The sequence below is a fragment of the Arthrobacter sp. KKT183 genome (genome assembly GCF_055657625.1).
On record NZ_CM145770.1, the window covers coordinates 2,793,257 to 2,817,425 of the forward strand.

The window sequence follows — 24,169 nt, forward strand, 5'->3', positions numbered from 1 at the left end:
ATGGAACTCTTCCCCGTTCACACTCCGCCCGGCTTCGACCCACATACACTGCTTGCACCTCTCGCAGCGGCCCTTGCCGGTGAAGGACCTGCGGTAGCACCGCACTCCGACGAGCATCAGAGCTTCAACGGCGAACTGCCCAATGATGAGATCGCCGCAGTGCTCAGCACCTCCGGCTCCACCGGCACCCCAAAACAGACCATGCTCAGCGTCGATGCCCTTGCCGCATCCGCCATGGGGACTGCCTACGCCCTGAAGTCCGAGGGCCAGTGGCTGCTCACCCTGCCCGTGCACTATGTGGCCGGCTTCCAGGTGTTGGTGCGCTCGCTGTACGCGGGGACACGGCCGTGGGCGATGGACCTTACCGAGACGTTCAGCCCGGAGCGATTCACGGAAGCTGCCGGTGAACTGACCGACAAAGTGCGCTTCACGTCCCTGGTTCCCACGCAGCTCCACCGGCTGCTTGAGGACCCGGCCCCCGACACCATCAAGGCGCTCCAGCGCTTCAACGCAATCCTGCTCGGCGGGGCGGCGGTCACCGACGCCCTCCGCAGCAGAGCCCGCGCACACGGCCTGAAGATCGTCCGCACCTACGGCATGAGTGAAACCTGCGGCGGGTGCGTGTACGACGGCGTCCCCCTCGAAGGCGTACAGCTCACCAACGACGACGGCCGGCTCTGGATCAGCGGACCGGTCCTGGCCGACGGTTACCTGGGCCAGCCGGATCTCACCCGGGAAAAGTTCCCGTTCAACTCTGGCCGGCGCTGGTTCCGAACGGACGACGACGGCACTATTGACGGCGGCGTCCTCACCGTCCACGGCCGCGTGGATGACGTCATCATCACAGGCGGACTCAAGGTGTCCGCGGTCGCAGTGTCCAGTGTCCTTGAGGGCATGCCGGGGGTCAGCGAAGCACTGGTGCTGGGGGTACCGCATCCGGAGTGGGGCGCACAGGTGGCTGCCGCCGTCGTAGGCTCGGTCAATCCGGACGCAGTGCGGCAGCATGCGCAGGAGCATCTTGGGTCACACGCGGCCCCAAGGATTGTGCTGACGCTCGACAAACTCCCAATGCTGCCCAATGGCAAACCCGACCGGATGGCCGTGCGCGCACTGTTCGAGCAGTCAGCGCTGTAGCGAATCCGCCCGCAGGTTCAGGGCATCCAAGCGAAAATCCAGAGAACAGATAACCGGAGGAGCACCGTGGCAACAGCTGCGCAATGGGTGGAGGGAGCGCGCCCCCGCACACTTCCCATGGCGGTGGCGCCCGTCATTATCGGCTGCGCTGCGGCTTTTGACCTCGGCGCGTTCAAACCCGTCAACGCCCTGCTCGCCGCACTCGTCGCCATCCTCCTGCAGGTGGGAGTGAACTATGCCAACGACTATTCCGACGGAATCCGCGGCACGGACAACGACCGCGTCGGCCCGCTGAGGTTGACGGCTTCCGGGGCCGCGAAGCCGCGGCAGGTGAAGTGGGCGGCCTTCGGATGTTTCGCGCTGGCGATGCTCGCTGGAATCGCACTGATTGTGCTCTCCCAGGCGTGGTTCCTGCTGCTCGTGGGCCTCGGCTGCGTAGCCGCTGCGTGGGGCTACACGGGCGGGCTCAATCCCTATGGCTACATGGGCTTGGGCGACCTGTTTGTCTTCGTCTTCTTTGGACTGGTCGCTACCCTCGGAACCACCTACACGCAGGCAGGTCAACTGAGCGGCCCGGCATGGGTCGGTGCGGTCTGCACGGGAATCATTGCCATGGCGCTGCTGATGGCCAACAACGTGCGGGACATTCCCACCGACCGGGAAGCCGGCAAGCTTACCCTCGCTGTCCGTCTCGGCGATACCGCCGCCCGTATCAGCTATGTGATGATGCTCGCGGTGGCCCTGCTGCTGCCGCTGCTCCTGGTCTACGACTACCCGTGGGTGCTGCTGGTGCTGCTCCTCATCCCTCTGTGCCTGATGCCGAGCTGGCTGATGCTCAAGGGCAAAAAGCGCCGCAGCCTCATTCCGGTCCTGAAGCAGACGAGCATCATCAACCTCGGCTTCAGCGTGGTCTTCGGCGCCGGTGTGGTGCTCTCGGGAGTGCTGGCCTAGCTTTGAGCGGCCGGGCTACGCCTCCACGGCGGAGCTAGGGCTTGCGGCGGTCGGAATTCACCGGGGTGTTGGGATCCAGGCTGTCCTCGGCGTCCGCATCACGCAATTCACTGGCTGAACGGACCGGCGGAGCTCCGTCACGGAAACGGCGCTGCAGGGAGGACGCGGCACGATTGCGCATCTCGCGGAAGAACAGGTATGTGACGCACCACGCCAGAATTGCACCGGCTATCACCGAGAAGATCGCGCCCAGACCCAAGGAATAGCAGATCACGGAGAACACCGCGACGAAGCCGAGGCGCAGAGCGGTGAATTTTAGGAAAGGCACGTCTCAAGTTTACTCGCCTACAATTGATGCATGCCCCGCCTGCTGCTGCTCCTCGTGATCCTGGGGATCGCCGTCATCATTTACGCGCTGTTCGACTGCATCATGAGCCGGGCAGAATCGGTGCGCAGCATTTCGAAACCCGCCTGGTTCTTCACCATCCTCCTCGTCCCCCTTCTGGGCGCCGGCCTCTGGTTCCTCTTCGGTCGGCCGGGCAGGGACGACCGCCCAGCCCAGCGCCAGAAGCGGGGCCCCACGGCACCGGATGATGATCCCCAGTTTCTGCGAGACCTCGAGGTCAGGCGTCGCCAGGAAGCCCGCGAGGCCGAACAGCGAAAGCGCGACGCTGAGGAACGTGCACGCGAAGCGGAGAAGAAGAAGAACGACGAGGGCACGGCCAGCGACGGCAAGACCGCCTAGGCCGGTACGTAGGCGGTCTTGCGTAGCGCTCAGGCAAAGCCTTGTGGGCTACCTGACACGGCTGCGGGTTGATGTTCCCTGACAGCCGCGGCACAGTGTTCCCGAGATGGTGTCCCGTTTCCACTTCCATGTCACCTATTTGACGGTCTGTGCAAAGATTTGCACAACAGCCCTTGGTCTGGATAGTCAGAATGACTACGCTGAATGAAATCCTTCCGACAATAGTGGTCAATCTGACCAGCCCCCACCTGGAGAGCTCCGCAGACCGATGAACAAGGAACCGCGCCACACCAGAGATGCCATTGACCGGGCTGTGCTCGAGGCACTCGACGCCGAGCCTCGGATGACCATTCTCGCGATCGCCCAGCGGACGGGCCTGGCCCGAGGCACCGTCCAGGCCCGCCTCGACCGATTCGAGCGTGAAAGAGTCCTCAGGCCGCACAACGTACGGATTGATCCGGAGGCACTGGGCATGGGAATTTCCGCGCATGTCGCTGCCGAGCTGGATCAGCACCGCATAGACCTCGCTGTTGAGGGACTGCGCGCCATTCCAGAGGTCATCGAATGCCTTGCGCCTGCCGGCGAGACAGACCTGCTGTGCCGCGTGGTGGCCCGGGACCCTGACGATCTCTACCGGGTGTCCGAGGAAATCCGCCTGTGTCCGGGAATCCTGCGGACCAGGACCAGCATGTTCCTGCGCCAACCGATTCCCTACCGGATGGCGCCCCTGCTGAGGGCGATCGCGGGTTAGCAGGCATCCTCCCGCCATTGTGCGGTAAACACTCCGCGGGCAGTGGGCGCCGGCCTCCGCAATCGTCGGTCAACCATTCGGTTGATGTCGCTGTCGCCCGGCGCGGCTAGGGTTGCTGTATGCGAGACCCCGCGAGCACGGCCGGATACATGGCCGCTCCAACCGTCCTGCGGATGCTCCGGATCACCCTTCACGCCGGTTTCCTGGCACTGCTTCTGGTGGGAGTGGCGGCGACCGCAAGTTCCGAACCCGGCCCGGCAGTCGTGTATCCGGTTCTTCTCTTCTCCCTGTGCCTCGGCGGACTGTACCTGGCCGGAACCATCAGCGAGAAGCGGGCCGCCAAGCGGCAGGTGGTGCCGCCGTCGTCGTCGCATGGAACCCGCTACGCCCGGTTCTGGCTGGCCGGAGTCACCGGGCTCTGGATTGTCCTCATGGTGCTCAGTGCCGACTTCTCCTGGCTGGCATTCGCCCTCTTCTTCCTGCACCTGCACCTGCTCAGCACCAGGCATGCAGTGGTTGCGATCGTCCTCCTGACCGGCGTCGTCATTGCGGCCCAGTGGAGCCGCGAGGGAGAGCTCCAGGCGCCGATGATCCTCGGTCCGACGTTCGGTGCGGTCTTCGCGGTAGTCATGACGATCGTCTACCAGAGCCTCTACCTGGAGGGCGTCAACCAGCGGCAGGCGCTCGAGGAGCTCCGGCGCACCCGTTCTGAGCTTGCACGGACGCAGCACCAGGCCGGAGTGCTCACTGAACGGGAGCGTCTGGCCCGGGAAATCCATGACACGCTGGCGCAGGGCCTGTCCAGCATTGTCCTCATCTCACGTGCAGCCGAAGCCTCACTCGAAGCCGGGGCAACGGATACGACGCGGGAACGCATTCGCACGGTGCAGCAGGCGGCGTCCGACAATCTTGCGGACGCGCGCCGCTTTGTGCGCGGGTTGAGTGCGGCTGAAGGTGATCCCGAATTCCTCGTCGGCAGCCTGCGCAGAACCTGCGCAAGCGTCGAACAGCAGGCAGCAGCCCAGGGCACCAGCCTGCGTTGCCGGTTTGAGATTGACGGCACACCCGTCCGGATGCCGGCTCCGTACGAGGTTGCTCTCCTGCGTGCCGCGCAATCGGCTCTGTCCAACGCCCTGCAGCACTCAGGGGCGGGCACCGCCGTCGTCACGCTCACCTTCGTGGGCTCAGAGGTAACGCTCGACATCTACGACAACGGCAGGGGGTTCAATGTGGATGGTGCACTTGAGTCTGCGATGAAGCGGACAGATGGAACCGGATTCGGGCTGAGGGCCCTGCGGGAGCGGATCAGCGCCTTGGGCGGAGTTCTTGACATCGAATCCGAGGCAGGTGAGGGCACCGTCGTCGGCATCCGTTTGCCCCTGCTGCCGTTTGATGACGGGACAGCGGATGACTGAGATCCGCGTACTTCTGGTGGACGACCATCCGGTTGTCCGGGCCGGCCTGAGGGCAATGCTCAACGACTTCGACGGCGTCTTCGTGGCCGGAGATGTGGCTGACGGCGCTGCCGCCCTGGCAGAAGTACAAAAACGCGCGGCCCTCGGTCACCCGGTGGATGTTGTCCTCATGGACCTCCAGATGGGCGAAGGCATGGACGGAGTCACGGCGACGCGGAGCATCCGCGCGCTGGCTGACCCGCCGCAGGTGCTGATCCTGACCACTTATGACACCGACGCGGACATCATCGCTGCTGTGGAGGCCGGAGCCGGCGGATATCTGCTGAAAGACGCTCCGCCGGAAGAAATCCGTCGAGCGGTGCAGTCCGCGGCCCGCGGACAGACAGCGCTCGCACCGGAAGTAGCCGCGCGTCTGATGGGCCGCATCTCAAGCCCGACGACGTCCCTGAGCGCCCGCGAGATCCAGCTGTTGGAACTCCTTGCCACCGGCATGCCGAACCGGCGTATTGCCAAAGAGCTGTTCATCAGCGAGGCAACCGTGAAGACGCATCTGGTCCATATCTACGACAAGCTCGGCGTGGACAACCGCACCGCCGCCATATCAACGGCGAGGCAGCAACGCATCATCAGGAGCTGAAGGCGTAACTTCGCGTTGGATCAGACTCCGGCGTAGCTGTGCAGTCCCGAGAAGTAGATGTTGACGATCGTGAAGTTGAAGACGATGCACAGGTAGCCGACAATCGAGAGCCAGGCCGCCCTTGTCCCGGTCCAGCCACGGGTTGCCCGGGCGTGGAGGTAACCGGCGTAGACCACCCAGATCACAAAGGTCCAGACTTCCTTGGTGTCCCAGCCCCAGTACCGGCCCCAGGCCTTCTCCGCCCAGATTGCGCCCGCCATGAGGGTGAAGGTCCACAGCACGAACGCGATCGCGTTGATCCGGTAGGAGAGATTCTCCAGGCTCAGCGCGGAGGGAACCAGCCGCATGAACGGCAGCCGGTCTTCACCGCCGGAGGCGAGACGTGCAACCCGGCTGGCCTGGATCAGCTGAAGTACGGACATCGCGAAGGTCAGGGTGAAAAGGGCGGAGGCAGCAACGGCCACGGACACGTGGATGATGAGCCAGTAGCTCTGCAGCGCAGGCACCAGGTTAGCCACCGGCGTCGGAAATCCAATGGTGGCCGCGCACAGCATGACTACCACGAGGCCAATCACGAAGGTTCCGAGGAAGCGCAGGTCCTTGCGGGTGAGCACCAACAGGAAGACGACGGCGACCACCAGCCCGCCGGTGGTGCAGAACTCGTACATATTGCCCCACGGCACGCGGCCAGCGGCAACGCCGCGGGTGACAACAGCTACTGCATGGATCACCGCAGCAACGATGGTGAGCGCGACGGCGATGCGGGCGGCGGAGCGTCGCTCTCCCTGATAGTCCATGGCGTCGTCGGCGGTTGAGCCCGTTGGAGCGCCGTCAGCGGATGCCTTTCCGCGCTTGCCTCCGGCCACGGCGCCAGCAAGCACCAGCTCCCGGTCCTTGGCGGATTCCGCGAGACCGGCTTCAATCTCGCGGATGCGCCGGCTGCTCTTGACGAGGTCCCAGGTGAACGCGAGGAATCCCACTGTGTACGCCAGGGCAGCGAGCAGCATGAAGAGCTCGCTGTACTGTCCCAGGGTCTGGTTTATGTTCTGCATCAGTTGTCCTTACCGCTTCCGGGCGCTGACGCCCCCGCGTGCGCTGTCTCATTCTCGTCGTCTTCGGTGCTGTCTGCCAGCCAGCGTTGCCGGAGCAGTTTTTCGATCGCTGCCCCTTCGCCCGCCAGACGGTGGTCTTCACCGCGCGCCAGCAAGCCGTACTCGACCGTGATGCTGCCGTCAGTGCGTGTGCCGGTGGCAATCCAGACCCTGCGTCGGCCGATGAACAGGGACGCGCTGAGCCCGGCAAGCGCAAGCGAGGAAAACACCAGGGCGCCCAGCTCAGCCGGGTCATGCGTGATGTCCAGGGCTGCATAGCGGCGCAGCCCGTCGAAGGTGATGGAGCCCTTGCCATCGGGCAGTTCGAACGTTTCCCCGGCGTCGAGCACAATGCCGCCCGCCTCGCTGTTCCGGCTGTTCAGCTCGGTCAGGGTGTCCGTGTCCAGAACGTAGACGTTCTGCGGATTTCCGTCGTCGAGTCCGAGGTCACCGTAGTAGGAATTGAGGTTCAGCTGCGGAAGGAAGGGGTCCGGGTCGCGGGAGAAGGAGACGCCGTTCTCGTCTACTGCTGCGGTGGGCAGGAAGAACCCGACAAAACCGAGCTGGTTCGGCTGTGCGTCCGGTACTTTCAGCACGATGAGGGAGGTGAAGAGTCCGTCCTGTGGAATGGACACAACAGGTCCCTGGTGCGCAATGTTGCCCTCGCCGTCACGCACCGTAATGACGGGGGCGTAGCCATTGCCTACCAGGTACACGCTGGTGCCGCCGATGGTCAGCGGTTCATTGACCTTCAGGATCTGCTCTTCCGGTTCAGCCCCCGGAGCGGTCCTGGTGGTCATGGTGGCGGTGAAGTCGATGGGCTGGCCGTAATGCGTGAGCTGCCGGTCAAACTGCACCTCGAAGTCCTCGAGCGTGATCGAATACGGGTCCAGGTTGTCTTCGGAGAAGTTGGTGCCCGGCGTGAAGGAGTCATAACCCACCAGCGTGTTCACGAAGGTCTCACCCTCGATCAGGATTTTCTGCCCCCGGTATCCGAACAGCCCGCCAACGGCAACGGAAACCAGCACGCCGATGAGGGACACGTGGAACACCAAGTTCCCGAGCTCCTTCAGGAATCCCCGCTCTGCGCCGACGGAGGGTCGCGCACTGTTTTCATCTCGCACATCCACCCGGTAGCCGCGCTTCTTCAGCACAGCTGCGGCGTCGACGACGGCGGCACCCGCCGAGACGGGCCGCTCCCCTCCCTGGCCGCTGGGCTGGGACTGTTGCGCGGCCGGCAGGACGAATGTCCCGTGAGCGGGCATCCGCGAGAGCCTGCTCGGAGTCCGGGGCGGCTTCGACCGCCAGGCACGGCCGTGGACCATCGCGCGCGGGATGACGCACCCGATCAGTGAGATGAACAGGAGCAGGTAGATCGCTGAGAACCAGACGGACGAGTAGACATCGAACAACTGGAACCAGTCCAGAATGGGTCCGGTCTCCGGATTGTCCTGAATGTACTGGGTGACGACTGCCGGGTTTGCCGGGCGTTGCGGGAAGAGCGAACCGGGCACGGCGGCGACCGCCAGCAGGAGCAGCAGGAAGAGGGCTGTACGCATACTCGTCAGCTGAGTCCACATCCAGCGCACGGTGCCGAGGAATCCAAGAGCGGGCAGCGCGACGCCGTCTTCTCGCTCCTTCGTTGCCATGGAGTCTTCCTTTGGTTTAGCCATCAGTTGTTCAGATCGGTAACGTCACGCCGCCGAGCCACTGCTGAAGCTCGTTGATCCACAGGTTCCAGACACCGGACGCCATGAGCACGCCGACCAGTATCAACATTCCGCCGCCGGTTCGCTGCAGCAGCAGCCGGTGGCGTCGGAAGAATTTCATGGCTCCCATCCCCCGCCGCAGTCCGAGCGCGATCAGCAGGAAGGGCAGTCCCAGGCCCAGGCAGTACACGAAGGTGAGGAGCGCGCCTTTGGCGGCACTGGCGCCGTCGTTGGAGAAAGCCAGCAGTTGCACGGCTGAGAGCGTGGGCCCGATGCAGGGCGCCCAGCCAAGACCGAAGGTGAGGCCCAGCAGCGGCGCACCCCAGAGGCCGCTCGGTACGCGGGCGTGGAGCTTCCGGTCCTGTTGGAACCAGGAGAATCCGCCCATGAAGACGATGCCGAGCACAATCACCACGAGTCCGAAGATCCGGATCAGCCACTCCTGCGAGCCTGCCAGCCAGGCTCCCAGCTGACCGAAAAGCGCTCCGTACGCCATGAACACTGCGGAGAACCCGACGACGAACAGCCCGATTCCCGCGACCATCCGTCCACGCTTCTGCTGCTCCAGATCCACACCGGTGAGTCCGCTGACGTAGCCGAGGTAGCCGGGCACCAGCGGCAGCACACACGGTGATACGAAGGACACCAGGCCTGCGAGCAGCGCCACGGGCAGAGCAAGGAGCATTGAACCGTTCAGGACCGTATCGGCAAAGGCATTCCCGGCCGGCGCGAGGGCCATAGCGGCACCGAGTGGGAGGGAAGCGGACACAGCCACTACTCGGCCAGCGCGGAGTCAATGAGTGCGCTGAGGGTTCCCTTGTCGGCCAGGCCCAGTATGCGGGCCGAAACGCGGCCCTCCTTGTCAAGCACGAGAGTTGTCGGCACAGCCTGCGGCGGGACGTGGCTGGTCATCGCCAGGAGGACCCCGCCGTCGGAATCGTTGAAGCTGGGGTAGGGAATGCCGAAGTTGCGCTCGAAGGCCTCGGCGTTCTCCTTGCTGTCCCTGATGTTGACGCCGTAGAACTGCACATCCTCCGACTGGTACTCCTCATGCAGCGCAACGAGGTCCGGAGCCTCTTCCCGGCAGGGTGCGCACGCTGCGTACCAGAAGTTCAGTACCGTCACCTCTCCTGGCCACGCGGATGAGGAAACAGTTTCGCCGTTGTAGAGGGTCCCCTCGATCTGGACGGGTTCACCGCGTTCGGCAACGGCGTACTCGGTGACGGAACCGTCGCCGGCAATGTAATTCTTGTTGCTGCCCTCGGCCGCTTGCTGGGCCAGCGGGTCCTGTGCAGCACAGCCAGAAAGGACAACGACGGCGGCAATCGCCGACGCGGCAAGGCACATCAGTGCGCGGCCTGGCCGGCGGCGCGGGGCGGCTTCAGTTTGAGTCACAACGGCTTCCACGAGTTCTACAACGTGTAGTAATTGTATTACGCTCCCGGGATGTTCTTCGCGCGCGGCAATAGATCAGCACAGGGCTCCTCATACCGCACGCCAGTGAGCTGGTCGCCGTCGAAATAGAGGGAGGTTACGGAGCTCAACGTGCATTTACGCTGGCGCGGATCATGCCACAACCGCCGGTTCTCGGCTGCCAGCCGCGCAACCCAGATGGGCAGCTGATGGCTGACCATGATCGCCTCGGCGTCCTTGCCGCCGGAAGCTTCCAACGCCGCGCGCCGCGCATCATGGACAGCGGACATGACGCGCTCAACCTGGGCACTGTACGGCTCACCCCAGGATGGAGTGAACGGGTTTCGCAGGGACTTCCAGTGCCGGGGGTGCTTGATCTGCTGGGCGACCTGCGCCATCCCCTCGAACCGGTTCTCCGCCTCGATGATGCGCTCATCGGTTACAACGGTGAGGCCGAGCTCACGAGCTGTCGGTTCAGCGGTCTCCTGTGCGCGCGTGAGGGGTGAGGCGACGAGATGCACGATGTCGGCGCCGTCGTTCCTGCGCTCCGCAAAGTAGCCCGCAACCCGCTCGGCCATCTCACGACCGAGCTCTGACAGATGGAACTCGGGCAGGCGGCCATAGAGGATCCCGTCCGGGTTGTGGACTTCGCCGTGGCGCACGAGGTGAACGGTGGCTGAGGGCATGTCATCAAGTTTCGCATCCCTCGCGCCAGAGGGCTAAATCGGCCGGCGACTGGTTGTCGGAAGAGGCGGTAGAGAAAAATATTTGAAGATTGAAGCAATCTCTGGAATAAAAGATGCAAATGCATGTTTATTAGAGGTACACGCTCGTTCGGTCGCCTCGGCCGCACACCAACCCAAAGCACGACAGATCAGGAGAAACATCATGGCTATCCCCACCGGACTCACTCAGGGCACCTGGAACTTCGACGGCTCGCACAGCGAAGTGGGCTTCAGCGTCCGCCACGCCGGGATCAGCAAGGTACGCGGGAACTTCGACACCGTCGACGCCACCCTGCAGGTTGGATCCTCACTCGAGGATTCGCAGGTCACCGCAACCATCAAGACCGAATCCTTCAACTCGAACGATGAGAACCGCGACGCCCACGTTCGCGGCGGCGACTTCTTCGACGCTGAGCAGTTCCCCGAGATGACTTTCGTGTCCAAGCGGGTCGAAGGCGCCGGCGAGACCTACAAGCTGATCGGCGACCTGACCATCCGCGGGATCACCAAGGAAGTTTCCATCGATACCGAGTTCAACGGTGTTGCTGTTGACCCCTTCGGTGCCACCCGCGCTGGATTCTCCGGCCAAACGGTCATCTCCCGCAAGGAATTCGGCCTGACCTGGAACGCAGCTCTTGAGGCCGGCGGTGTTTTGGTGGGCGACAAGGTGACCATCAACCTTGACGCCGCTTTCGTGGCACCCTCGGCCAACTAGGCTCTTTGCTCACGAATCCCTTCGAGGGGGCGTGCCGGCTTTCCGGCACGCCCCCTCGTTTCTTCTGTCCTGAAAGCCCGACGGCGAAAGCTTGACGGCGGTACGCTGAGCGCATGAGTACGCCATCACACGATCCTTCAGAACGCGATCCGCACCAGCTCTCCGGAACTGAGTCACTCAATCCCAATGAGCCCGGACCAACACAGAACTCCGGTGCGGGCCTCTCCCCCGAACCGCAGAAACCTGCATCTCCATACTCCTACCAGTCGGCCCAGCCCGCAGGGTATGCCTACCCGAGTGCAGCCCGCATGCCTGAACAGGCGCGGCCGCCCCTCCCCAAGGAAGTCAATCTGGCTTTTTGGCTGATCATCGCCGCTGGGGTTCTCAACTTCATCACCACCCTGATGGGATCAGGCACCACGGGTGGGCCGGCGGGAGCAGCTGCAATCGGTGTCGGCATCGGGATCGTTGTCGGCATCCTTACCACCGGCGTATACGTACTGCTGGCCGTCTTCATCCGCAAGGGACACAACTGGGCACGCATAACCGCCACTGTTCTTGCGGGTATTTCGGTTCTGCTCATGATCATGAGTTGGGTGACGCTCGCCGCGCTGCAGGGCAACGCTGAAGTCCAGGCGCAGCTGGGTGGGGAAAGCCTGCAGCCAAGCGGATTCTCCATCGCGCTGAACGTGCTCGTGGTGCTGCTTGGCGTCGCCGGAGTTGTGCTGTGCTGGCTCAAGCCGTCCAACGCCTACTTCAAGCGGCAGCAAATCACGCACTAGCGCGCAGAAGCTTGCTGGACCGGCCCTACTGGGCCGCGCGGGCGCTGGAACCGGCATCAAGATCCGGATCCTGCGCCCGCTGTGCGTGGTAAGCGAGGATCTGCAGCTCCGTGGCCATGTCCACCTTGCGCAGCTGCACCCGGTCAGGAACCTGCAGCACTACCGGCGCGAAACTCAGGATGCTTGTCACCCCGGCCGCAACAAGTTCATCGCACAACTGCTGTGCAACGCCCGCTGGTACCGCGAGAACAGCCATATTGGCGCGCGTCCTGTGAAGCACGGTTGCCAGATCCTCCACTGGGCTGACGCGCAGCCAGCCGACCTCCGTACCGACGATCATCTGATCTGCGTCGAACAGCGCGACCACCTCGAAGCCCCGCGACTGGAACCCCGAGTACCCGGCGAGCGCACGCCCGAGGTTTCCGGCTCCGACGATGGCCACCCGCCAGTCCTGGGTCAGTCCCAGGGCTGTGGAGATCTGGCTGTTCAGGTACTGGACGTCGTAGCCGACACCCCGCGTGCCGTAGGAACCCAGGTAGGAGAGGTCCTTGCGGAGCATGGGCGAATTCACGCCCGCCGCGTCTGCCAGTTCCTCCGAAGACACTCGTTCAATCCCCTCCGCCAGAAGGGAGTTGAGGGCGCGCAGATAAATGGTCAGGCGGGCGAGCGATGCAGGCGGAATTTGCCTGCCCTGCTGATCGCTCGCGGCGGACCGTAATCCGGGAAGCTCCGACATGGTCACTGGTTCATCTCTCCGTTATTTGTTCGCCGGCGGCCTGAACTGCTCCGCCCGCCCGCCGGAGGATGACGGCGGGATAGTCCCACTTTAGGTCCCTGGTGGAAGCCCTCAAAGTCAGGAGGGCGCTGAGCACAACGGCTCAGATGAGTAGCCTGCGCAGGCGCGCTTCGTCGATTGTCCAGAAGTCCCGCTGGACCCCGTCGAGAAGCAGAACCGGCACCTCTTCCGAGAATCGTTCCAGCAGATCGGCGTGATCGGCAATCGACTCTTCCCGCCAAAGCACGCCCAGTTCGGCAGCCACGCGGCTCACTGTCTCCCGGGCGGCGTGACAGAGGTGGCAGTCCGGCCTCGTCACCAACACGAGGCCCGTGCTCCATTCCGCGACAGGCGGTTGGGTCTGCTGAGTCATGGTCCACAAGCTTACTGGCCGCGGGCTCCGTGCAGGTCGCCATTACGGAACGCCCTCGAAGCGTGAAAAATCGGCTGGTTGCTGTGGGTGTCCGCGGACACGCTGAACGCCAACCAGTGATTAGACTCGTGCTATGTCCGCAGCCAGCCTCCGACCCGCAGTCGAGCCCGGGTCTTCCACGGAGACTGTGCCTGCCGAATCTTCTCCGCTGGGCGGACCGGCCGGGGAAGCAGCATTTTTCGACGTCGACAACACGATGATGCGCGGCGCCAGTCTCTTCCATGTGGCGCGCAAGATGTACCAGCGGCGGGCTTTCACGCTTCGTTTTGCCGCAGGGCTGGCCTGGAAACAGCTGCGCTTCGTGATGCGCGGCGAGAACATGACCGACATCCATGCTGTCCGTGATGCCGCTCTTGCCTTCGCTATCGGCATTGCGCATGAAGATGTGCTGGCCCTTGGCGAAGAAGTCTATGACGAAATGATCGCGTCGAAGATCTGGCCGGGAGCGCGTGCCCTCGCGGAACAGCACCTCCGCAACGGGCGCCGCGTCTGGTTGGTCACGGGCACTCCCGTCGAAGTGGCCAGCGTGATCGCCAACCGGCTTGGGCTCACGGGTGCACTCGGCACTGTGGGAGAGGTCTCTGAGGGCTTCTACACAGGCAAGCTCGTGGGTGAGTTCCTCCACGGGCCGGCAAAGGCCACGGCCGTCAACGAACTTGCCGGGAAAGAGGGCCTGGACCTGTCCCGCTGCTGGGCGTACAGCGATTCCTACAACGATGTGCCACTGCTCAGCATTGTTGGCCACCCGGTCGCTATCAACCCTGACCATCGCCTTCGCAAGCACGCCCGTGACTCCAACTGGCCAATCTATGATTTTCGAAGCGGCCGCCGTGCGGCAACATTGGGGCTCAAGGCAGCAACGGGAGCCGGTGCGATCTACGGCCTGTGGCGCGGCTTCACCCGCATGAGAGGCTAGTCCTTAAATGCAAAACCGGTCCGCCTCACTGGCGGACCGGATGCGATGCTACTTCTTGTTGCGGCGCTGGTGGCGGGTCTTGCGAAGCAGTTTGCGGTGCTTCTTCTTCGCCATCCGCTTGCGGCGCTTCTTGATTACTGAACCCATAGAGTCCTCACAAACTATTCATTCCGGTTCCGGACAACCTCTACCGCATGAACTGCGGCAGGGGCGTTCGAATCTGACAAAAGACGCACATCGCGGTGACGTACATCATGCGGCCGCACATACGACCGTCTACGCAAAACGCTTCTTAACAGAGTACCCGCTCAGACCGGTCTTCCTGACCGGCACCATCCGCGACCCTAGCCTGTACCCGACTCACCCTCCACGGATGCGGAGCGCAGATACTGTTGCACAGCGGATTCGGGCACCCGGTAGGAACGCCCGAACTGAACCGCCGGCATGTCCCCTGAGTGCACCAGCCGGTATACGGTCATCTTCGATACCCGCATCACTTCGGCAACTTCCGCAACTGTCAGGAAGCGCACGTCGGAGAAGTTGCTGCCGCTCGCCATCTCACCACTGTCCTTTTCTCTGGAGCTAACCCTGAGATGGGCGCCCACCGCACTTGATGGAACGCCGGACGGCGTGTCGCCTTGAGACCTGAGGATTATCCGTCTAAGGAGATACTCTAGTGGTTCCTGTGACCAAAGTGAAAGCACGCCACGGTCACGAAACGCCACCCTGACGACGACGGCGCGAACCTCTCGCGAGATCGCCAAGCACCGATGCCGTAACACCCCAGCCCATGCAGGCGTCGGTCACGCTCTGGCCGTAGGCAAGTCTGCCTCCAGCTGTCACATCAAGTTTCTGCGCGCCCTCTACGAGGAAACTTTCCAGCATGACGCCGGCTATGGTGCCGGAACCGGATACTGCATCCGCAAGTTCCCGGGCGACGTCCGCCTGCCGCCGATGGTCCTTGCCACTATTCGCATGGCTGGCATCCACGATAAGGCGCTGGTTCTGACCTGCCGCAGCAAGCGCGGCAGAGGCGTGCGCAATGTGGGCGGGGCTGTAGTTCGGGCCGTCGGATCCGCCGCGAAGGATCAAATGGGTGTCCGGGTTTCCGGTGGTCGAGACGAGGGCTGCGCGTCCGCCCTCATCGACCCCCAGGAAGGTCTGCGGTGCACCTGCGGCAGCGCAGGCGTCGAGTGCCACCCTGACGCCACCGTCGGTTCCGTTCTTGAACCCCACGGGCATGGACAGGCCGGAGGACAGCTGGCGGTGGATCTGGCTCTCGGTGGTCCGGGCGCCGATTGCACCCCAGCTGATCAGGTCCGCAATGTATTGGGGGCTGATCGGCTCGAGGAACTCGGTGCCAAGTGGAAGTCCCAGGGCGGCAACCTCTTGAAGGAACCTACGGGCCGTTCGCAGGCCGGCGGCAATATCATGGCTCCCATCCAGGTGCGGGTCATTGATCAACCCTTTCCAACCCACCGTGGTGCGGGGCTTTTCGAAGTATGCCCGCATAACCACCAGCAAATCTTCGCGGTGCATTTGCGCGGCGTCAGCCAGCATGCGCGCGTACTCGATACCGGCGTCGGGGTCATGGATTGAGCAGGGACCGACGATGACGAGCAGGCGATCATCCACGCCATTGAGGACTGCCCGGATTTCTTCGCGCGAGCGGCGGATTGATGCTGCAACGTCGGAACTGACAGGGAGTTCAGCGAGAACTGCGGCGGGCGTGGGCAGCGGATCAATGCTGCGGACATTGAGATTGGAAGAGGCTGAAGTAAGGGTTTTCATGGTCCCAGCTTTCGAAGGTGGTTCTCCGGCGGGGCTGTCCTACAGAACCCGCCGTGGAAACGACGAAGGGCAGGAAACGTGTCCTGCCCTATTGGCTCTGAAGGTGTTGGTCAGCGTGTCAGGCCGCAGGCTCCTCCAGAGCCAACGCAAAATACGCATACCAACGGGTTGTCATGAAACGAGGTTAGACGGCGCCAGCTGAATTGTGAACTTTGGTATCGGTATGTGACGGCTGACGCTGAAAGTTCTCCAACGCTGAAAGTTTCCCACATCCCCTTTCTTTCGAAAATATATTCTAATAGAATGAAGTATGAGCCTGACAGCCGCACTCGACGCCCTCCCCGGCGAACGGCTGCGCGCTCTCCCAGCCTTCGGATTCGATGATCCGGCCGGTTGCTCCGAACCTTCGATCAGCGAGCTGAAGCAGCTCCTTGCCGCGTACACCTCGCGTTTGGTGGCCGAGTTCGCGGGAATGGGACAGGATAAACTCGCCGAGCATTTGACCGGAATCGAGGATCTGTCCCGGACGGTCGAGTACCTTCAGCTCGTTGCGGCAACGGCAGTGGATCGCAGCAGCGCCGCAGCGGGCGGCAAGCCCACCGACACCAACAACACCACGACCGACGACGACGGGACCCCCACCGGTGGTGGTGTCGGTTTCGCGTTCGGTTTGTCCGGTCAGTCCGGTGGGCGTTCGGCCTACCGGTGCACCGCCGGATACCTGCAGGACCGGCTACGGATCAGCAGAAGCGAAGCCAACCGCCGGCTCCGCCTCGGCGCGAAACTCATCCCCCGCACCACACTCACCGGAGAACCCCTACCCGCCGCCTGTGCACACCTCGCAGCGGCGGTCTCAGCCGGAGTGGTGTCCGGCAAAGCAGCCACCATGATCAGCAGCGCACTGGACCGCGCACAGTTCACCACCGAACCAGCCGTGCTCAACACGATCGAAGCCCAACTCACCGCCAGCGCCACCCGCTTCGATCCCGATTTCCTCACCAAACTCATCGGCCGCGTCGAAGCACACCTGGACCCCGGCGGACCGGAACCGAGCGAGAAGGAACTCACCGCCCGCCAAGGCGTATTCCTCCGCGGCAAAAAACGCGGCCTCCACCTACTCGACATCGCCGCCACCGATGAACAATACGAATACCTCACCACCATCATGAACACCGCCACCAACCCCCGAACCACCAACCCCGGAGACAGCGGAAGCGACGCCAGCACCAGCGGCGGAGCGGGTGGCGACGGCCACACCAGCGACAGCAGCACCAACGGCGAAGCGGGCGGCGAACAGTCCGAAGCACCCGCCGAGACCAGGACACGGGCACAGCTGCTCCTGGACGGACTCGTCGGAGTCTGCCAGATAGCCTTGGCCACCGACAAGCTACCCGCCACCGGCGGGCAGCGGCCGCAGGTACTCGTGACCATCGACTACCAAACACTCCTCGGCGGCCTCGAAACCCGCACCGGAGTGTTTTCCCCCGCCACCGGTACGTCCACCGGCACTTCTGCTGGCCCATCCGCCACCGGACCGTCGACCGGCGCCTCTTTCTCCTCAGCCGGCGGCGCTTCGCTCGCCTACACCGGGCCCGTCAACGCACGCACAGCCCGCAAAATCGCCTGCGACGCCGACATCATCCCGGTCGTCCTCGGCGGACAAGGCGAAATCCTCGACCTCGGCCGCACACAACGGCTCTTCACAGCCAAACAACGCAAAGCCCTCATCGCCCGAGACCAAGGCTGCGCCTTCCCCACCTGCACCATGCCCGCCCACTGGACCGAAGCCCACCACATCCAACCCTGGTCACACGGCGGAACCACCAGCACCGACAACGGAATACTTCTGTGCAGCCACCACCACCATCTGATCCATCAAAACGAATGGACCATCCAGATACGGGACCGCCTCCCCTGGTTCATCCCACCCCCACACCTCGACCCACACCAACAACCCCAACGCAACCACTACTGGACACTCTGCTGAACAAATCGCGCGCACTTAGCCGGACGTCTCAGGCAGCAGGGACAGCTGAAACGACTAGTGCCGGCGAGCCCAAATCCCCGCGCCCTGAACAGTCAGCAGGTAAGCAGAAGGCCGTGGGCACGGAGCACCCACGGCGGCTACTCCTTGCGGCGGCGCAGCTTCGGAAACTGGGACAGAAGGTCGGCAGCGCGTTCGGCAGCTCTGCCGACGGTCCGCCCGAACGGTTGAGCGCCATCGATGGGAGTAACGCCCGGCCCTACTGAGACCAGCGCATCGAGTTCCGGTTCCAGGACGGCTGGCGGGAGCGAGGAGTTGACCTTCTGAGCGGGCAACTGGAACTCGGCAAGCCAGGAGGCAACGGTGAGCAATGGCTCCGGCTCGAGTGAATAAAAGCGCTTCTGGCCCTGCGCCCGCATGGTGACAAGCCCTGCTTCCCGCAGAACTTTGAGGTGCTTCGAAACTGTGGGCTGGCTCACTTCAAGCTCTAGCACCAACTCACCCACCGCTTTGTCCCCGTCCCGCAATGAGCCCAGAATCTGGCGGCGGGTGGCTTCGGCGATGACCCCGAACACATCATCCATGACCATCCCATTACCATATCCGTATATGTCGAAAGCGGCATCCCTCGGTTTCCCACAGGGGTTGCTGGCAGCAGCCGTGCGTCAGCCAACACCATCCAGAGGGTCAATCGAACCAGGTCAATCGAACCAGGGATCCAGCCCGTGAAGCGGAAATACGGCTTTGCGTGTTGCCATGATCGACCGGTCCAAATTCTCGTTTGGGTCAAACCCGGCTTCCCACGACTGCCACCAGGTGTCAGAGCCATCACCCATTAAGGAAGGTGCTTCGCGACCAAAGCGCTCGGCGACATACGTCCGCCACGGGGCGGGTACCGGCGTCGTCAGTGTGATGTCGGCACCGGCTGCCACCGCCGTAAGGAGGGTCCACGAGCGCGGCACAACCGAAGTGATGTTGTACCCGCCGCCACCGGTCGCGATCCAACGGCCGTCACAGTGCTGCGAGGCGAGATCGCGAACCGCTACCGCTGCGGCATGCTGGGCATCGACGGTGATGCGCAGGTTGGTGAGGGGATCGTCCACGTGACCGTCGCAACCGTGCTGACTGACGATCACCTCAGGCGCGAATGCGGCGGCCAGCTGCGGCACAACGGCATGGAACGCCCGCAGGAATCCGGAATCCCCGGTGGTAGTGGGCAGCGCGACATTGACCGCGTACCCGGAAGCCGACGCACCGCCGATCTCGTTTGGGAATCCCGTTCCCGGAAAAAGGCTCATGCCGGTCTCGTGAAGCGAGATGGTCATGACGCGTTTGTCATCCCAGAAAATCTCCTGGGTCCCATCTCCATGATGAGCATCGACGTCGATATAGAGCACGCGTTTCACACCGGCATCCAGCAGCCGTTGGACCGCTGCAGCGGCATCGTTGTAAATGCAGAACCCGCTTGCCCGGGCCCGGCCGGCATGATGCATTCCCCCGCCGAAGTTCACGGCATGCTGAACGGTGCCGGACAGGACTGCATCAGCTGCAGCAAGAGAACCGCCAACCAATCGGGCACTGGCGGAATGCATTCCGGCGAAGGCAGGAGTGTCGTCAGTTCCAAACCCCGATGTGCCATCGCAGGCCTCGGGATCCTCGTCCGCCGCCTTGACGGCTTGCACATACGAGGCGTCATGGACCGTCCGTAGACTGGCTTCATCGGCCACATCCGGAACCTCCACGGAAACCTGCGGAAGGTCGAACAAACCCAGCTCGCGAATGAGTCGGGCAGTCAGCTCAAGCCGCTGCGGATTCATGGGGTGATGGGCACCGAAGTTGTACGCGAGCATGGATTCGTCCCACACCACTCTCGTTGCAACGGCGGGAACGGAGCTACTGGCCACTCAAGCAGGCTACGCGATCCGGACCCGTCCTGCCCACGGCGCAGGAGTGGAAGTGATTTACTACTCGAAGGACTCAGCAGGAGAAACGGAGCGGATCAGCAAGCATGGCACGAACACACCCCTCCTGGTTAGGAGGGGAAGACCAGGTTCATCTGCAGCTGCTTGGCCGGGCACGCGACTTCATCGACAGCGTAGTAAACAGTTCACCGGCACGCGTTGCGCTGTTGGTCTTTGCCCTGGTTGTCCTCATTTTCACCGGATTACTCAGCCTCCCGTTCGCCAGCAGCACCGGCGAAGTCACTCCCCTGCACGACGCCATGTTTACAGCGGTCTCCGCAGTGTGCGTAGTGGGACTGACTGTGGTGTCCACGGCAGCCCACTGGTCGTTCTTCGGTCAGTTGATCATCCTCATCGGCATCTTCGTCGGCGGGCTCGGAACCCTCACCCTCGCCTCGCTCCTGGCACTGGTGGTCAGCAAGCGGCTCGGCGTCCGCGGCAAGTTACTCGCGCAATCCGCATTGAACAACGCCAGCCGCCTCGGTGAAGTGGGCACACTGCTGCGAATCGTCATCACCACCTCCGTCGTGGTGGAACTGGTGCTTGCGCTGGCCCTGATCCCGCGCTTCATAATCCTCGGCGAACCGTTCTGGCTAGCAGTCTGGCACGGATTCTTCTACGCCATCTCGGCTTTCAACAACGCCGGATTCACTCCGCACTCGGACGGCCTGGTGCCCTACGAAACCGATCTCTGGATCCTCATTCCGCTGATGATCGGTGTGTTCGTCGGAAGCCTCGGATTCCCGGTCATCCTCATCCTCGTCCAGTTCCGCCACCACGTCCGGAAGTGGAGCCTGCACACCAAGCTCACCATCAACGTGTCCCTCATCCTCGTGTTCGCCGGTATGGTGCTGTGGGGGCTGATGGAATGGTCCAATAGCCGAACCATCGGCGACCTGAGCGGCAGCGACAAGGTGATCAACGCGCTCTTTGCCTCGATTATGACCCGCTCCGGCGGCTTCAACCTGGTCGATCAGGGACAGATGGAGCCGACAACGATGCTCCTGACTGACGCCCTCATGTTTGCCGGAGGCGGGTCGGCCTCCACGGCTGGCGGCATCAAGGTCACAACCATCGCCGTCATGTTCCTCGCGATCCTCGCCGAAGCCCGCGGCGACTCGGACGTCAGCGCTTACGGACGGAAGATTCCGCAGGGCGCCATGAGGGTGGCCATCTCTGTCATCTTCACCGGCGCAACGATCGTGCTCATCGGCACGGGCCTGATCCTGTGGATCTCCGGAGAGGAGCTGAACCGGGTCCTCTTCGAGGTCATTTCTGCTTTCGCAACCTGCGGGCTCAGCACCAACCTCAGCGCCGAACTTCCACCGGAAGGAAAGTACGTGCTCTCGGCCCTCATGTTCGCCGGACGCCTCGGAACGATTACCGTTGCTTCTGCGCTTGCCCTGCGGCAGCGCAGCACGCTCTACCACTACCCCGAAGAGAGGCCGATCATTGGCTGACAGACCAGCACACAATGCGCCCGTACTCGTGATCGGGCTGGGACGATTCGGCTCAGCCACGGCGGAACAGTTGGTGAAGCAGGGCCGTGAGGTCCTTGCGATCGAGAAAGACCAGCAACTGGTTCAGAAGTGGTCGGGCACACTAACCCACGTGGTGGAGGCCGACGCCACCAATATCGACGCGCTTCGCCAGCTCGGCGCACAGGAGTTTCCCGCCGCCGTCGTCGGTGTGGGAACCTCCATTGAGGCAAGCGTCCTCATCACCGCCAATCTGGTGGACCTCAATATTGACAACCTCTGGGTCAAGGCCATCACACCCTCACACGGCAAGATACTGAAGCGCATCGGCGCCAATCACGTGATATACCCCGAAGCCGACGCCGGGCAGCGGGCCGCTCACCTCGTGGGCGGGCGGATGCTCGACTTCATCGAGTTCGACGACGGCTTTGCCATCGTGAAGATGTACCCGCCGAAAGAAACGCAGGGCTTCACCCTTGGCGAATCGGCGGTGCGCTCAAAGTACGGGATCACTGTGGTCGGTGTGAAGTCACCCGGTGAGGACTTCACCTACGCCCGGCCGGAAACTAAAGTGACCAGCCGCGACATGCTGATCGTCTCGGGACACGTGGACCTCCTCGAGCGCTTCGCCGCCCGCCCCTGAGTGCCTGCCTACCGCCCGTCCGGCTACCGCTGAACGATCAACCGCCGAGTTCACGGGTGATGGCAGCGGCACGCTCAGCTGCCGCCCGGGCGCCCGCAGCCACGATATCCGGCAGGCCCTGCTCATCGAAGGTGGCAATCGCGCGCTCCGTTGTTCCGTTCGGGCTGGTCACTGCCGTGCGTAGTGCCGTTGCGTCAGCACCCTCCTCCGCAAGCATGAATCCGGCACCGGCCACGGTCTCGGTAGCGAGCAGCTTCGCGAGTTCCTCATCGAGGCCGAGCTTGACCCCGGCGGCCGCCATTGCCTCGGCAAGGTAGAACGCGTACGCCGGCCCGGAGCCGCTCACCGCAGAAAGGGCATCGACCTGCTCTTCCGGGATCTCGACGACGGTGCCCGCGGCTCCCAGGACGGTGCGCGCCTGCTCCATGAGCTCGGGCGTCGCGCTGGTGCCGGCGGAAATGGACAGCACGCCGCGACCAAGACTCGACGGCGTGTTGGGCATGCTCCTGATGACCGGCTGGCCCTCCGGCAAAGCCGCCTCAAGCATGGCGAGGGAGATAGCAGCGGCAACACTGATCACCACCGTGCCCGGCTTCAGTGCCGGTGAGATTTCCCGTGCCAGGTCAAGGATGCCAACTGGCTTCACCCCCAGCAGTACGACGTCGGCCTTGGCCGCCGCTGTGCGGTTGGCATCCGGGTCCTTCACTGATGACAGAACGGACACGCCGTTCCTTCGGGAGAGATCGGCCGCCTTCTCAGGATTTCGTACAGTGGCGGTCACCTGCGCCGGAGAAAGCCCGGCGGCAAGCAAGCCCGCCAGAATTGCGCCATTCATGGAGCCGCAGCCTAGAAAGGAAATGTGCTGTGGGATGTTGATAGCCATCGGCCCATCGTGTCATGAGGAAGTGATTCCCAGCATCCTCACAGCCTGCATGGGGCTGAATATCCAGAAATAGCAGTACAGTCGTTATTACCTCATAAAGGTGCGAGTGATGAGACCGGGCTCTCCCTGGCTCGGTCTGTGCCGGTGAGCCGCAGCAGTGTTTCCCCCAATCACGCTGCGGCTCACCGGCACACTTTTTTGCTCACTCGACCGGCCCCGCGTTAATGTACTTGCGCTCAATGGGTCCCCAAACGCACATGGCCAACCCCAACAGAGGGCATGGGTTCATCCGCTTCAAACATGAGAGTGTCGAAGCGGCGGAGGATCAGGCCTTCCCTCAGCGCCCAGGGGCAGATATCCATCTCGGACACATTGAAGATTTCAAACGCTGCCTCAGCCACAAGCGCACCGGCAAGAACCTGTCGGGCCCGCAGCTCGGACACCCCGTCCAGGTTTGTCCGGTCCGCCGCTGACATTGCTTCCAGACGCTTCGCCCACAGTGCAAGATCCTGCAGACGCAGGGTACGGCGAACAAAGGGTCCGGCCGCCGACGGCGCAGCCCCGGCGATGCGGGCCAGGGATCGAAAGGTTTTCGACGTCCCGGCAACCAGATGCGGTGTACCGAGACGGGCGAAGCTGGCCGCCGGTTCCTTGAGGGTCTGCCGGATGTGCCTGCGCAGATTTTTGACGTCGAGGGGCGCAGGCGGGTCACCGGGCAGCCACTCACGTGTAAGGCGCCCCGCACCAAGTGGGACCGAGCGGGCAACTTCAGGAAGTTCGTCGCGGCCCATCGCCATTTCAAATGAACCCCCGCCGATGTCCAGGTTGAGGAGCGACCCAGTACTCCAGCCATACCAGCGCCGCACCGCCTGGAAGGTCATGGCCGCTTCCTGGTCACCGGAAAGCTCCTGCAGGACCACGGAGGTCTCCGCCTCAACGCGACGAAGCACGTCCTCGCCGTTCCCCGACTCGCGGATGGCCGAGGTGCAGAACGCGAGAAAATCCTCTGCGCGATGATCGGTTGCAAACGCACGAGCCTCGCGAATGAAACCGACCAGTTCCGCTTGCCCTTCGTCGCTGATCAGTCCCTCTGCGTCGAGGTAGCTCACCAACTGGAGCGGACGTTTGTGGGATGCATAGGGCACGGGCCGCGCCCCCGGATGAGCATCCACGAGAAGTAGATGCACTGTATTGGACCCGATATCGAGGACGCCTAGCCGCATACCCCCATTATGTC

General features: G+C 63.2%; 27 protein-coding genes. 12 read left to right on the plus strand and 15 right to left on the minus strand.

Going from position 1 to position 24,169, the window contains the following annotated elements; all coding sequences use genetic code 11:
* Both menE and ACZ2GY_RS13275 read left to right on the plus strand, forming a co-directional pair.
* Positions 1 to 1,134 carry an o-succinylbenzoate--CoA ligase gene (gene menE, locus ACZ2GY_RS13270; protein ID WP_471672098.1) on the plus strand — a complete coding sequence of 378 codons (1,134 nt, stop codon included), beginning with the start codon at positions 1 to 3 and terminating at the stop codon, positions 1,132 to 1,134.
* Positions 1,135 to 1,200: 66 nt separating this feature from the next.
* Positions 1,201 to 2,085, plus strand: a complete 885-nt coding sequence (locus ACZ2GY_RS13275; protein ID WP_471672099.1) for a 1,4-dihydroxy-2-naphthoate polyprenyltransferase — start codon at positions 1,201 to 1,203, stop codon at positions 2,083 to 2,085.
* Positions 2,086 to 2,119: 34 nt separating this feature from the next.
* Here ACZ2GY_RS13275 and ACZ2GY_RS13280 read toward each other — a convergent pair whose 3' ends face one another.
* Entirely contained in the window at positions 2,120 to 2,413 is a 294-nt protein-coding gene (locus ACZ2GY_RS13280) for a DUF4229 domain-containing protein (RefSeq protein ID WP_056543557.1), read from the minus strand.
* 30 nt (positions 2,414 to 2,443) lie between these two features.
* Here ACZ2GY_RS13280 and ACZ2GY_RS13285 point away from each other — a divergent pair, with 30 nt between their 5' ends.
* The 4 genes from ACZ2GY_RS13285 (at position 2,444) to ACZ2GY_RS13300 (ending at position 5,633) form a co-directional block, all read left to right on the plus strand.
* On the plus strand, positions 2,444 to 2,830 hold the full coding sequence (locus ACZ2GY_RS13285; RefSeq protein WP_346027297.1) for a PLD nuclease N-terminal domain-containing protein: 387 nt from the start codon (positions 2,444 to 2,446) through the stop codon (positions 2,828 to 2,830).
* Positions 2,831 to 3,098: 268 nt separating this feature from the next.
* Positions 3,099 to 3,581, plus strand: coding sequence for an Lrp/AsnC family transcriptional regulator (locus tag ACZ2GY_RS13290; protein WP_277357728.1), 483 nt, complete (start codon positions 3,099 to 3,101; stop codon positions 3,579 to 3,581).
* A gap of 119 nt (positions 3,582 to 3,700) precedes the next feature.
* Positions 3,701 to 4,996, plus strand: a complete 1,296-nt coding sequence (locus tag ACZ2GY_RS13295) for a sensor histidine kinase (RefSeq protein WP_277357729.1) — start codon at positions 3,701 to 3,703, stop codon at positions 4,994 to 4,996.
* Positions 4,989 to 5,633 carry a response regulator gene (locus ACZ2GY_RS13300; protein ID WP_277357730.1) on the plus strand — a complete coding sequence of 215 codons (645 nt, stop codon included), beginning with the start codon at positions 4,989 to 4,991 and terminating at the stop codon, positions 5,631 to 5,633. The genes ACZ2GY_RS13295 and ACZ2GY_RS13300 overlap by 8 nt, the downstream gene beginning before the upstream one ends.
* A 20-nt stretch (positions 5,634 to 5,653) precedes the next feature.
* Here ACZ2GY_RS13300 and ccsB read toward each other — a convergent pair whose 3' ends face one another.
* From ccsB to ACZ2GY_RS13325, 5 genes are all read right to left on the minus strand, one after another.
* Complete coding sequence (gene ccsB, locus ACZ2GY_RS13305) at positions 5,654 to 6,685, minus strand: c-type cytochrome biogenesis protein CcsB (protein ID WP_277357731.1); 1,032 nt, start codon at positions 6,683 to 6,685, stop codon at positions 5,654 to 5,656.
* Positions 6,685 to 8,373, minus strand: a complete 1,689-nt coding sequence (gene resB, locus ACZ2GY_RS13310) for a cytochrome c biogenesis protein ResB (protein WP_471672101.1) — start codon at positions 8,371 to 8,373, stop codon at positions 6,685 to 6,687. Before resB ends, ccsB begins: the two co-directional genes overlap by 1 nt.
* Positions 8,374 to 8,404: 31 nt before the next feature.
* Positions 8,405 to 9,172, minus strand: a complete 768-nt coding sequence (locus ACZ2GY_RS13315; protein WP_056546421.1) for a cytochrome c biogenesis CcdA family protein — start codon at positions 9,170 to 9,172, stop codon at positions 8,405 to 8,407.
* A 35-nt stretch (positions 9,173 to 9,207) separates the two neighbouring features.
* On the minus strand, positions 9,208 to 9,780 hold the full coding sequence (locus tag ACZ2GY_RS13320; protein ID WP_277357786.1) for a TlpA family protein disulfide reductase: 573 nt from the start codon (positions 9,778 to 9,780) through the stop codon (positions 9,208 to 9,210).
* 86 nt (positions 9,781 to 9,866) lie between these two features.
* Positions 9,867 to 10,532 carry a histidine phosphatase family protein gene (locus ACZ2GY_RS13325; protein ID WP_277357733.1) on the minus strand — a complete coding sequence of 222 codons (666 nt, stop codon included), beginning with the start codon at positions 10,530 to 10,532 and terminating at the stop codon, positions 9,867 to 9,869.
* Positions 10,533 to 10,734: 202 nt separating this feature from the next.
* Between ACZ2GY_RS13325 and ACZ2GY_RS13330 the strand changes: the two genes are divergently transcribed.
* Together ACZ2GY_RS13330 and ACZ2GY_RS13335 are read left to right on the plus strand one after the other, a co-directional pair.
* Positions 10,735 to 11,286: a YceI family protein gene (locus ACZ2GY_RS13330; RefSeq protein WP_277357734.1), complete on the plus strand. Its 552-nt coding sequence runs from the start codon at positions 10,735 to 10,737 to the stop codon at positions 11,284 to 11,286.
* A gap of 113 nt (positions 11,287 to 11,399) precedes the next feature.
* Positions 11,400 to 12,068, plus strand: a complete 669-nt coding sequence (locus ACZ2GY_RS13335) for a hypothetical protein (RefSeq protein ID WP_277357735.1) — start codon at positions 11,400 to 11,402, stop codon at positions 12,066 to 12,068.
* 25 nt (positions 12,069 to 12,093) lie between these two features.
* Here ACZ2GY_RS13335 and ACZ2GY_RS13340 read toward each other — a convergent pair whose 3' ends face one another.
* Both ACZ2GY_RS13340 and ACZ2GY_RS13345 read right to left on the minus strand, forming a co-directional pair.
* Positions 12,094 to 12,804 carry a redox-sensing transcriptional repressor Rex gene (locus tag ACZ2GY_RS13340; RefSeq protein ID WP_277357736.1) on the minus strand — a complete coding sequence of 237 codons (711 nt, stop codon included), beginning with the start codon at positions 12,802 to 12,804 and terminating at the stop codon, positions 12,094 to 12,096.
* Positions 12,805 to 12,946: 142 nt separating this feature from the next.
* Positions 12,947 to 13,216 (minus strand): glutaredoxin family protein, encoded by a 270-nt coding sequence (locus ACZ2GY_RS13345; RefSeq protein ID WP_471672103.1) that lies wholly within the window; start codon positions 13,214 to 13,216, stop codon positions 12,947 to 12,949.
* Positions 13,217 to 13,349: 133 nt separating this feature from the next.
* Here ACZ2GY_RS13345 and ACZ2GY_RS13350 point away from each other — a divergent pair, with 133 nt between their 5' ends.
* Positions 13,350 to 14,192, plus strand: coding sequence for an HAD family hydrolase (locus tag ACZ2GY_RS13350; protein ID WP_082565809.1), 843 nt, complete (start codon positions 13,350 to 13,352; stop codon positions 14,190 to 14,192).
* Between the two features lie 48 nt (positions 14,193 to 14,240).
* Here ACZ2GY_RS13350 and ACZ2GY_RS13355 read toward each other — a convergent pair whose 3' ends face one another.
* The 3 genes from ACZ2GY_RS13355 to ACZ2GY_RS13365 all read right to left on the minus strand — a co-directional run bounded on the left by ACZ2GY_RS13355 (position 14,241) and on the right by ACZ2GY_RS13365 (position 15,983).
* Positions 14,241 to 14,339 (minus strand): 30S ribosomal protein bS22, encoded by a 99-nt coding sequence (locus ACZ2GY_RS13355; RefSeq protein ID WP_003792170.1) that lies wholly within the window; start codon positions 14,337 to 14,339, stop codon positions 14,241 to 14,243.
* 197 nt (positions 14,340 to 14,536) lie between these two features.
* Complete coding sequence (locus tag ACZ2GY_RS13360) at positions 14,537 to 14,749, minus strand: helix-turn-helix domain-containing protein (RefSeq protein ID WP_056543520.1); 213 nt, start codon at positions 14,747 to 14,749, stop codon at positions 14,537 to 14,539.
* 154 nt (positions 14,750 to 14,903) lie between these two features.
* Positions 14,904 to 15,983 carry a 3-deoxy-7-phosphoheptulonate synthase gene (locus ACZ2GY_RS13365; RefSeq protein ID WP_471672104.1) on the minus strand — a complete coding sequence of 360 codons (1,080 nt, stop codon included), beginning with the start codon at positions 15,981 to 15,983 and terminating at the stop codon, positions 14,904 to 14,906.
* Positions 15,984 to 16,293: 310 nt separating this feature from the next.
* Here ACZ2GY_RS13365 and ACZ2GY_RS13370 point away from each other — a divergent pair, with 310 nt between their 5' ends.
* On the plus strand, positions 16,294 to 17,970 hold the full coding sequence (locus tag ACZ2GY_RS13370; protein WP_471672105.1) for an HNH endonuclease signature motif containing protein: 1,677 nt from the start codon (positions 16,294 to 16,296) through the stop codon (positions 17,968 to 17,970).
* A 137-nt stretch (positions 17,971 to 18,107) separates the two neighbouring features.
* On the opposite strand, the gene ACZ2GY_RS13375 is transcribed toward ACZ2GY_RS13370, so the two are convergent.
* Both ACZ2GY_RS13375 and ACZ2GY_RS13380 read right to left on the minus strand, forming a co-directional pair.
* Positions 18,108 to 18,557: an ArsR/SmtB family transcription factor gene (locus tag ACZ2GY_RS13375; RefSeq protein ID WP_346027305.1), complete on the minus strand. Its 450-nt coding sequence runs from the start codon at positions 18,555 to 18,557 to the stop codon at positions 18,108 to 18,110.
* 111 nt (positions 18,558 to 18,668) lie between these two features.
* Positions 18,669 to 19,817 carry an acetoin utilization protein AcuC gene (locus ACZ2GY_RS13380; protein ID WP_346028021.1) on the minus strand — a complete coding sequence of 383 codons (1,149 nt, stop codon included), beginning with the start codon at positions 19,815 to 19,817 and terminating at the stop codon, positions 18,669 to 18,671.
* A 158-nt stretch (positions 19,818 to 19,975) separates the two neighbouring features.
* Here ACZ2GY_RS13380 and ACZ2GY_RS13385 point away from each other — a divergent pair, with 158 nt between their 5' ends.
* Both ACZ2GY_RS13385 and ACZ2GY_RS13390 read left to right on the plus strand, forming a co-directional pair.
* Positions 19,976 to 21,388, plus strand: coding sequence for a TrkH family potassium uptake protein (locus ACZ2GY_RS13385; protein ID WP_277357740.1), 1,413 nt, complete (start codon positions 19,976 to 19,978; stop codon positions 21,386 to 21,388).
* A complete protein-coding gene (locus ACZ2GY_RS13390) occupies positions 21,381 to 22,049 on the plus strand; it encodes a potassium channel family protein (protein ID WP_056543507.1) in 669 nt (222 codons plus the stop codon). The genes ACZ2GY_RS13385 and ACZ2GY_RS13390 overlap by 8 nt, the downstream gene beginning before the upstream one ends.
* Before the next feature lie 37 nt (positions 22,050 to 22,086).
* Here the strand turns inward: ACZ2GY_RS13390 and proC are convergent, their stop codons facing one another.
* Together proC and ACZ2GY_RS13400 are read right to left on the minus strand one after the other, a co-directional pair.
* Positions 22,087 to 22,920, minus strand: a complete 834-nt coding sequence (proC, locus tag ACZ2GY_RS13395) for a pyrroline-5-carboxylate reductase (protein WP_277357788.1) — start codon at positions 22,918 to 22,920, stop codon at positions 22,087 to 22,089.
* Positions 22,921 to 23,168: 248 nt separating this feature from the next.
* A complete protein-coding gene (locus ACZ2GY_RS13400) occupies positions 23,169 to 24,155 on the minus strand; it encodes a Ppx/GppA phosphatase family protein (protein ID WP_277357741.1) in 987 nt (328 codons plus the stop codon).
* Positions 24,156 to 24,169 lie beyond the last annotated feature (14 nt).

Coding starts and splice junctions, on each gene's coding strand:
- ACZ2GY_RS13340 (WP_277357736.1), bottom strand. CDS start 12,804: ATGTCGGAGCTTCCCGGATTACGGTCCGCCGCGAGCGATCAGCAGGGC.
- ACZ2GY_RS13350 (WP_082565809.1), top strand. CDS start 13,350: ATGTCCGCAGCCAGCCTCCGACCCGCAGTCGAGCCCGGGTCTTCCACG.
- ACZ2GY_RS13365 (WP_471672104.1), bottom strand. CDS start 15,983: ATGAAAACCCTTACTTCAGCCTCTTCCAATCTCAATGTCCGCAGCATT.
- ACZ2GY_RS13355 (WP_003792170.1), bottom strand. CDS start 14,339: ATGGGTTCAGTAATCAAGAAGCGCCGCAAGCGGATGGCGAAGAAGAAG.
- ACZ2GY_RS13345 (WP_471672103.1), bottom strand. CDS start 13,216: ATGACTCAGCAGACCCAACCGCCTGTCGCGGAATGGAGCACGGGCCTC.
- ACZ2GY_RS13380 (WP_346028021.1), bottom strand. CDS start 19,817: ATGCTCGCGTACAACTTCGGTGCCCATCACCCCATGAATCCGCAGCGG.
- ccsB (WP_277357731.1), bottom strand. CDS start 6,685: ATGCAGAACATAAACCAGACCCTGGGACAGTACAGCGAGCTCTTCATG.
- ACZ2GY_RS13370 (WP_471672105.1), top strand. CDS start 16,294: ATGAGCCTGACAGCCGCACTCGACGCCCTCCCCGGCGAACGGCTGCGC.
- ACZ2GY_RS13300 (WP_277357730.1), top strand. CDS start 4,989: ATGACTGAGATCCGCGTACTTCTGGTGGACGACCATCCGGTTGTCCGG.
- menE (WP_471672098.1), top strand. CDS start 1: ATGGAACTCTTCCCCGTTCACACTCCGCCCGGCTTCGACCCACATACA.
- ACZ2GY_RS13330 (WP_277357734.1), top strand. CDS start 10,735: ATGGCTATCCCCACCGGACTCACTCAGGGCACCTGGAACTTCGACGGC.
- ACZ2GY_RS13375 (WP_346027305.1), bottom strand. CDS start 18,557: ATGGTCATGGATGATGTGTTCGGGGTCATCGCCGAAGCCACCCGCCGC.
- ACZ2GY_RS13315 (WP_056546421.1), bottom strand. CDS start 9,172: ATGGCCCTCGCGCCGGCCGGGAATGCCTTTGCCGATACGGTCCTGAAC.
- resB (WP_471672101.1), bottom strand. CDS start 8,373: ATGGCAACGAAGGAGCGAGAAGACGGCGTCGCGCTGCCCGCTCTTGGA.
- ACZ2GY_RS13325 (WP_277357733.1), bottom strand. CDS start 10,532: ATGCCCTCAGCCACCGTTCACCTCGTGCGCCACGGCGAAGTCCACAAC.
- ACZ2GY_RS13360 (WP_056543520.1), bottom strand. CDS start 14,749: ATGGCGAGCGGCAGCAACTTCTCCGACGTGCGCTTCCTGACAGTTGCG.
- ACZ2GY_RS13295 (WP_277357729.1), top strand. CDS start 3,701: ATGCGAGACCCCGCGAGCACGGCCGGATACATGGCCGCTCCAACCGTC.
- ACZ2GY_RS13290 (WP_277357728.1), top strand. CDS start 3,099: ATGAACAAGGAACCGCGCCACACCAGAGATGCCATTGACCGGGCTGTG.
- ACZ2GY_RS13285 (WP_346027297.1), top strand. CDS start 2,444: ATGCCCCGCCTGCTGCTGCTCCTCGTGATCCTGGGGATCGCCGTCATC.
- ACZ2GY_RS13335 (WP_277357735.1), top strand. CDS start 11,400: ATGAGTACGCCATCACACGATCCTTCAGAACGCGATCCGCACCAGCTC.
- ACZ2GY_RS13320 (WP_277357786.1), bottom strand. CDS start 9,780: ATGTGCCTTGCCGCGTCGGCGATTGCCGCCGTCGTTGTCCTTTCTGGC.
- ACZ2GY_RS13400 (WP_277357741.1), bottom strand. CDS start 24,155: ATGCGGCTAGGCGTCCTCGATATCGGGTCCAATACAGTGCATCTACTT.
- ACZ2GY_RS13385 (WP_277357740.1), top strand. CDS start 19,976: ATGGCACGAACACACCCCTCCTGGTTAGGAGGGGAAGACCAGGTTCAT.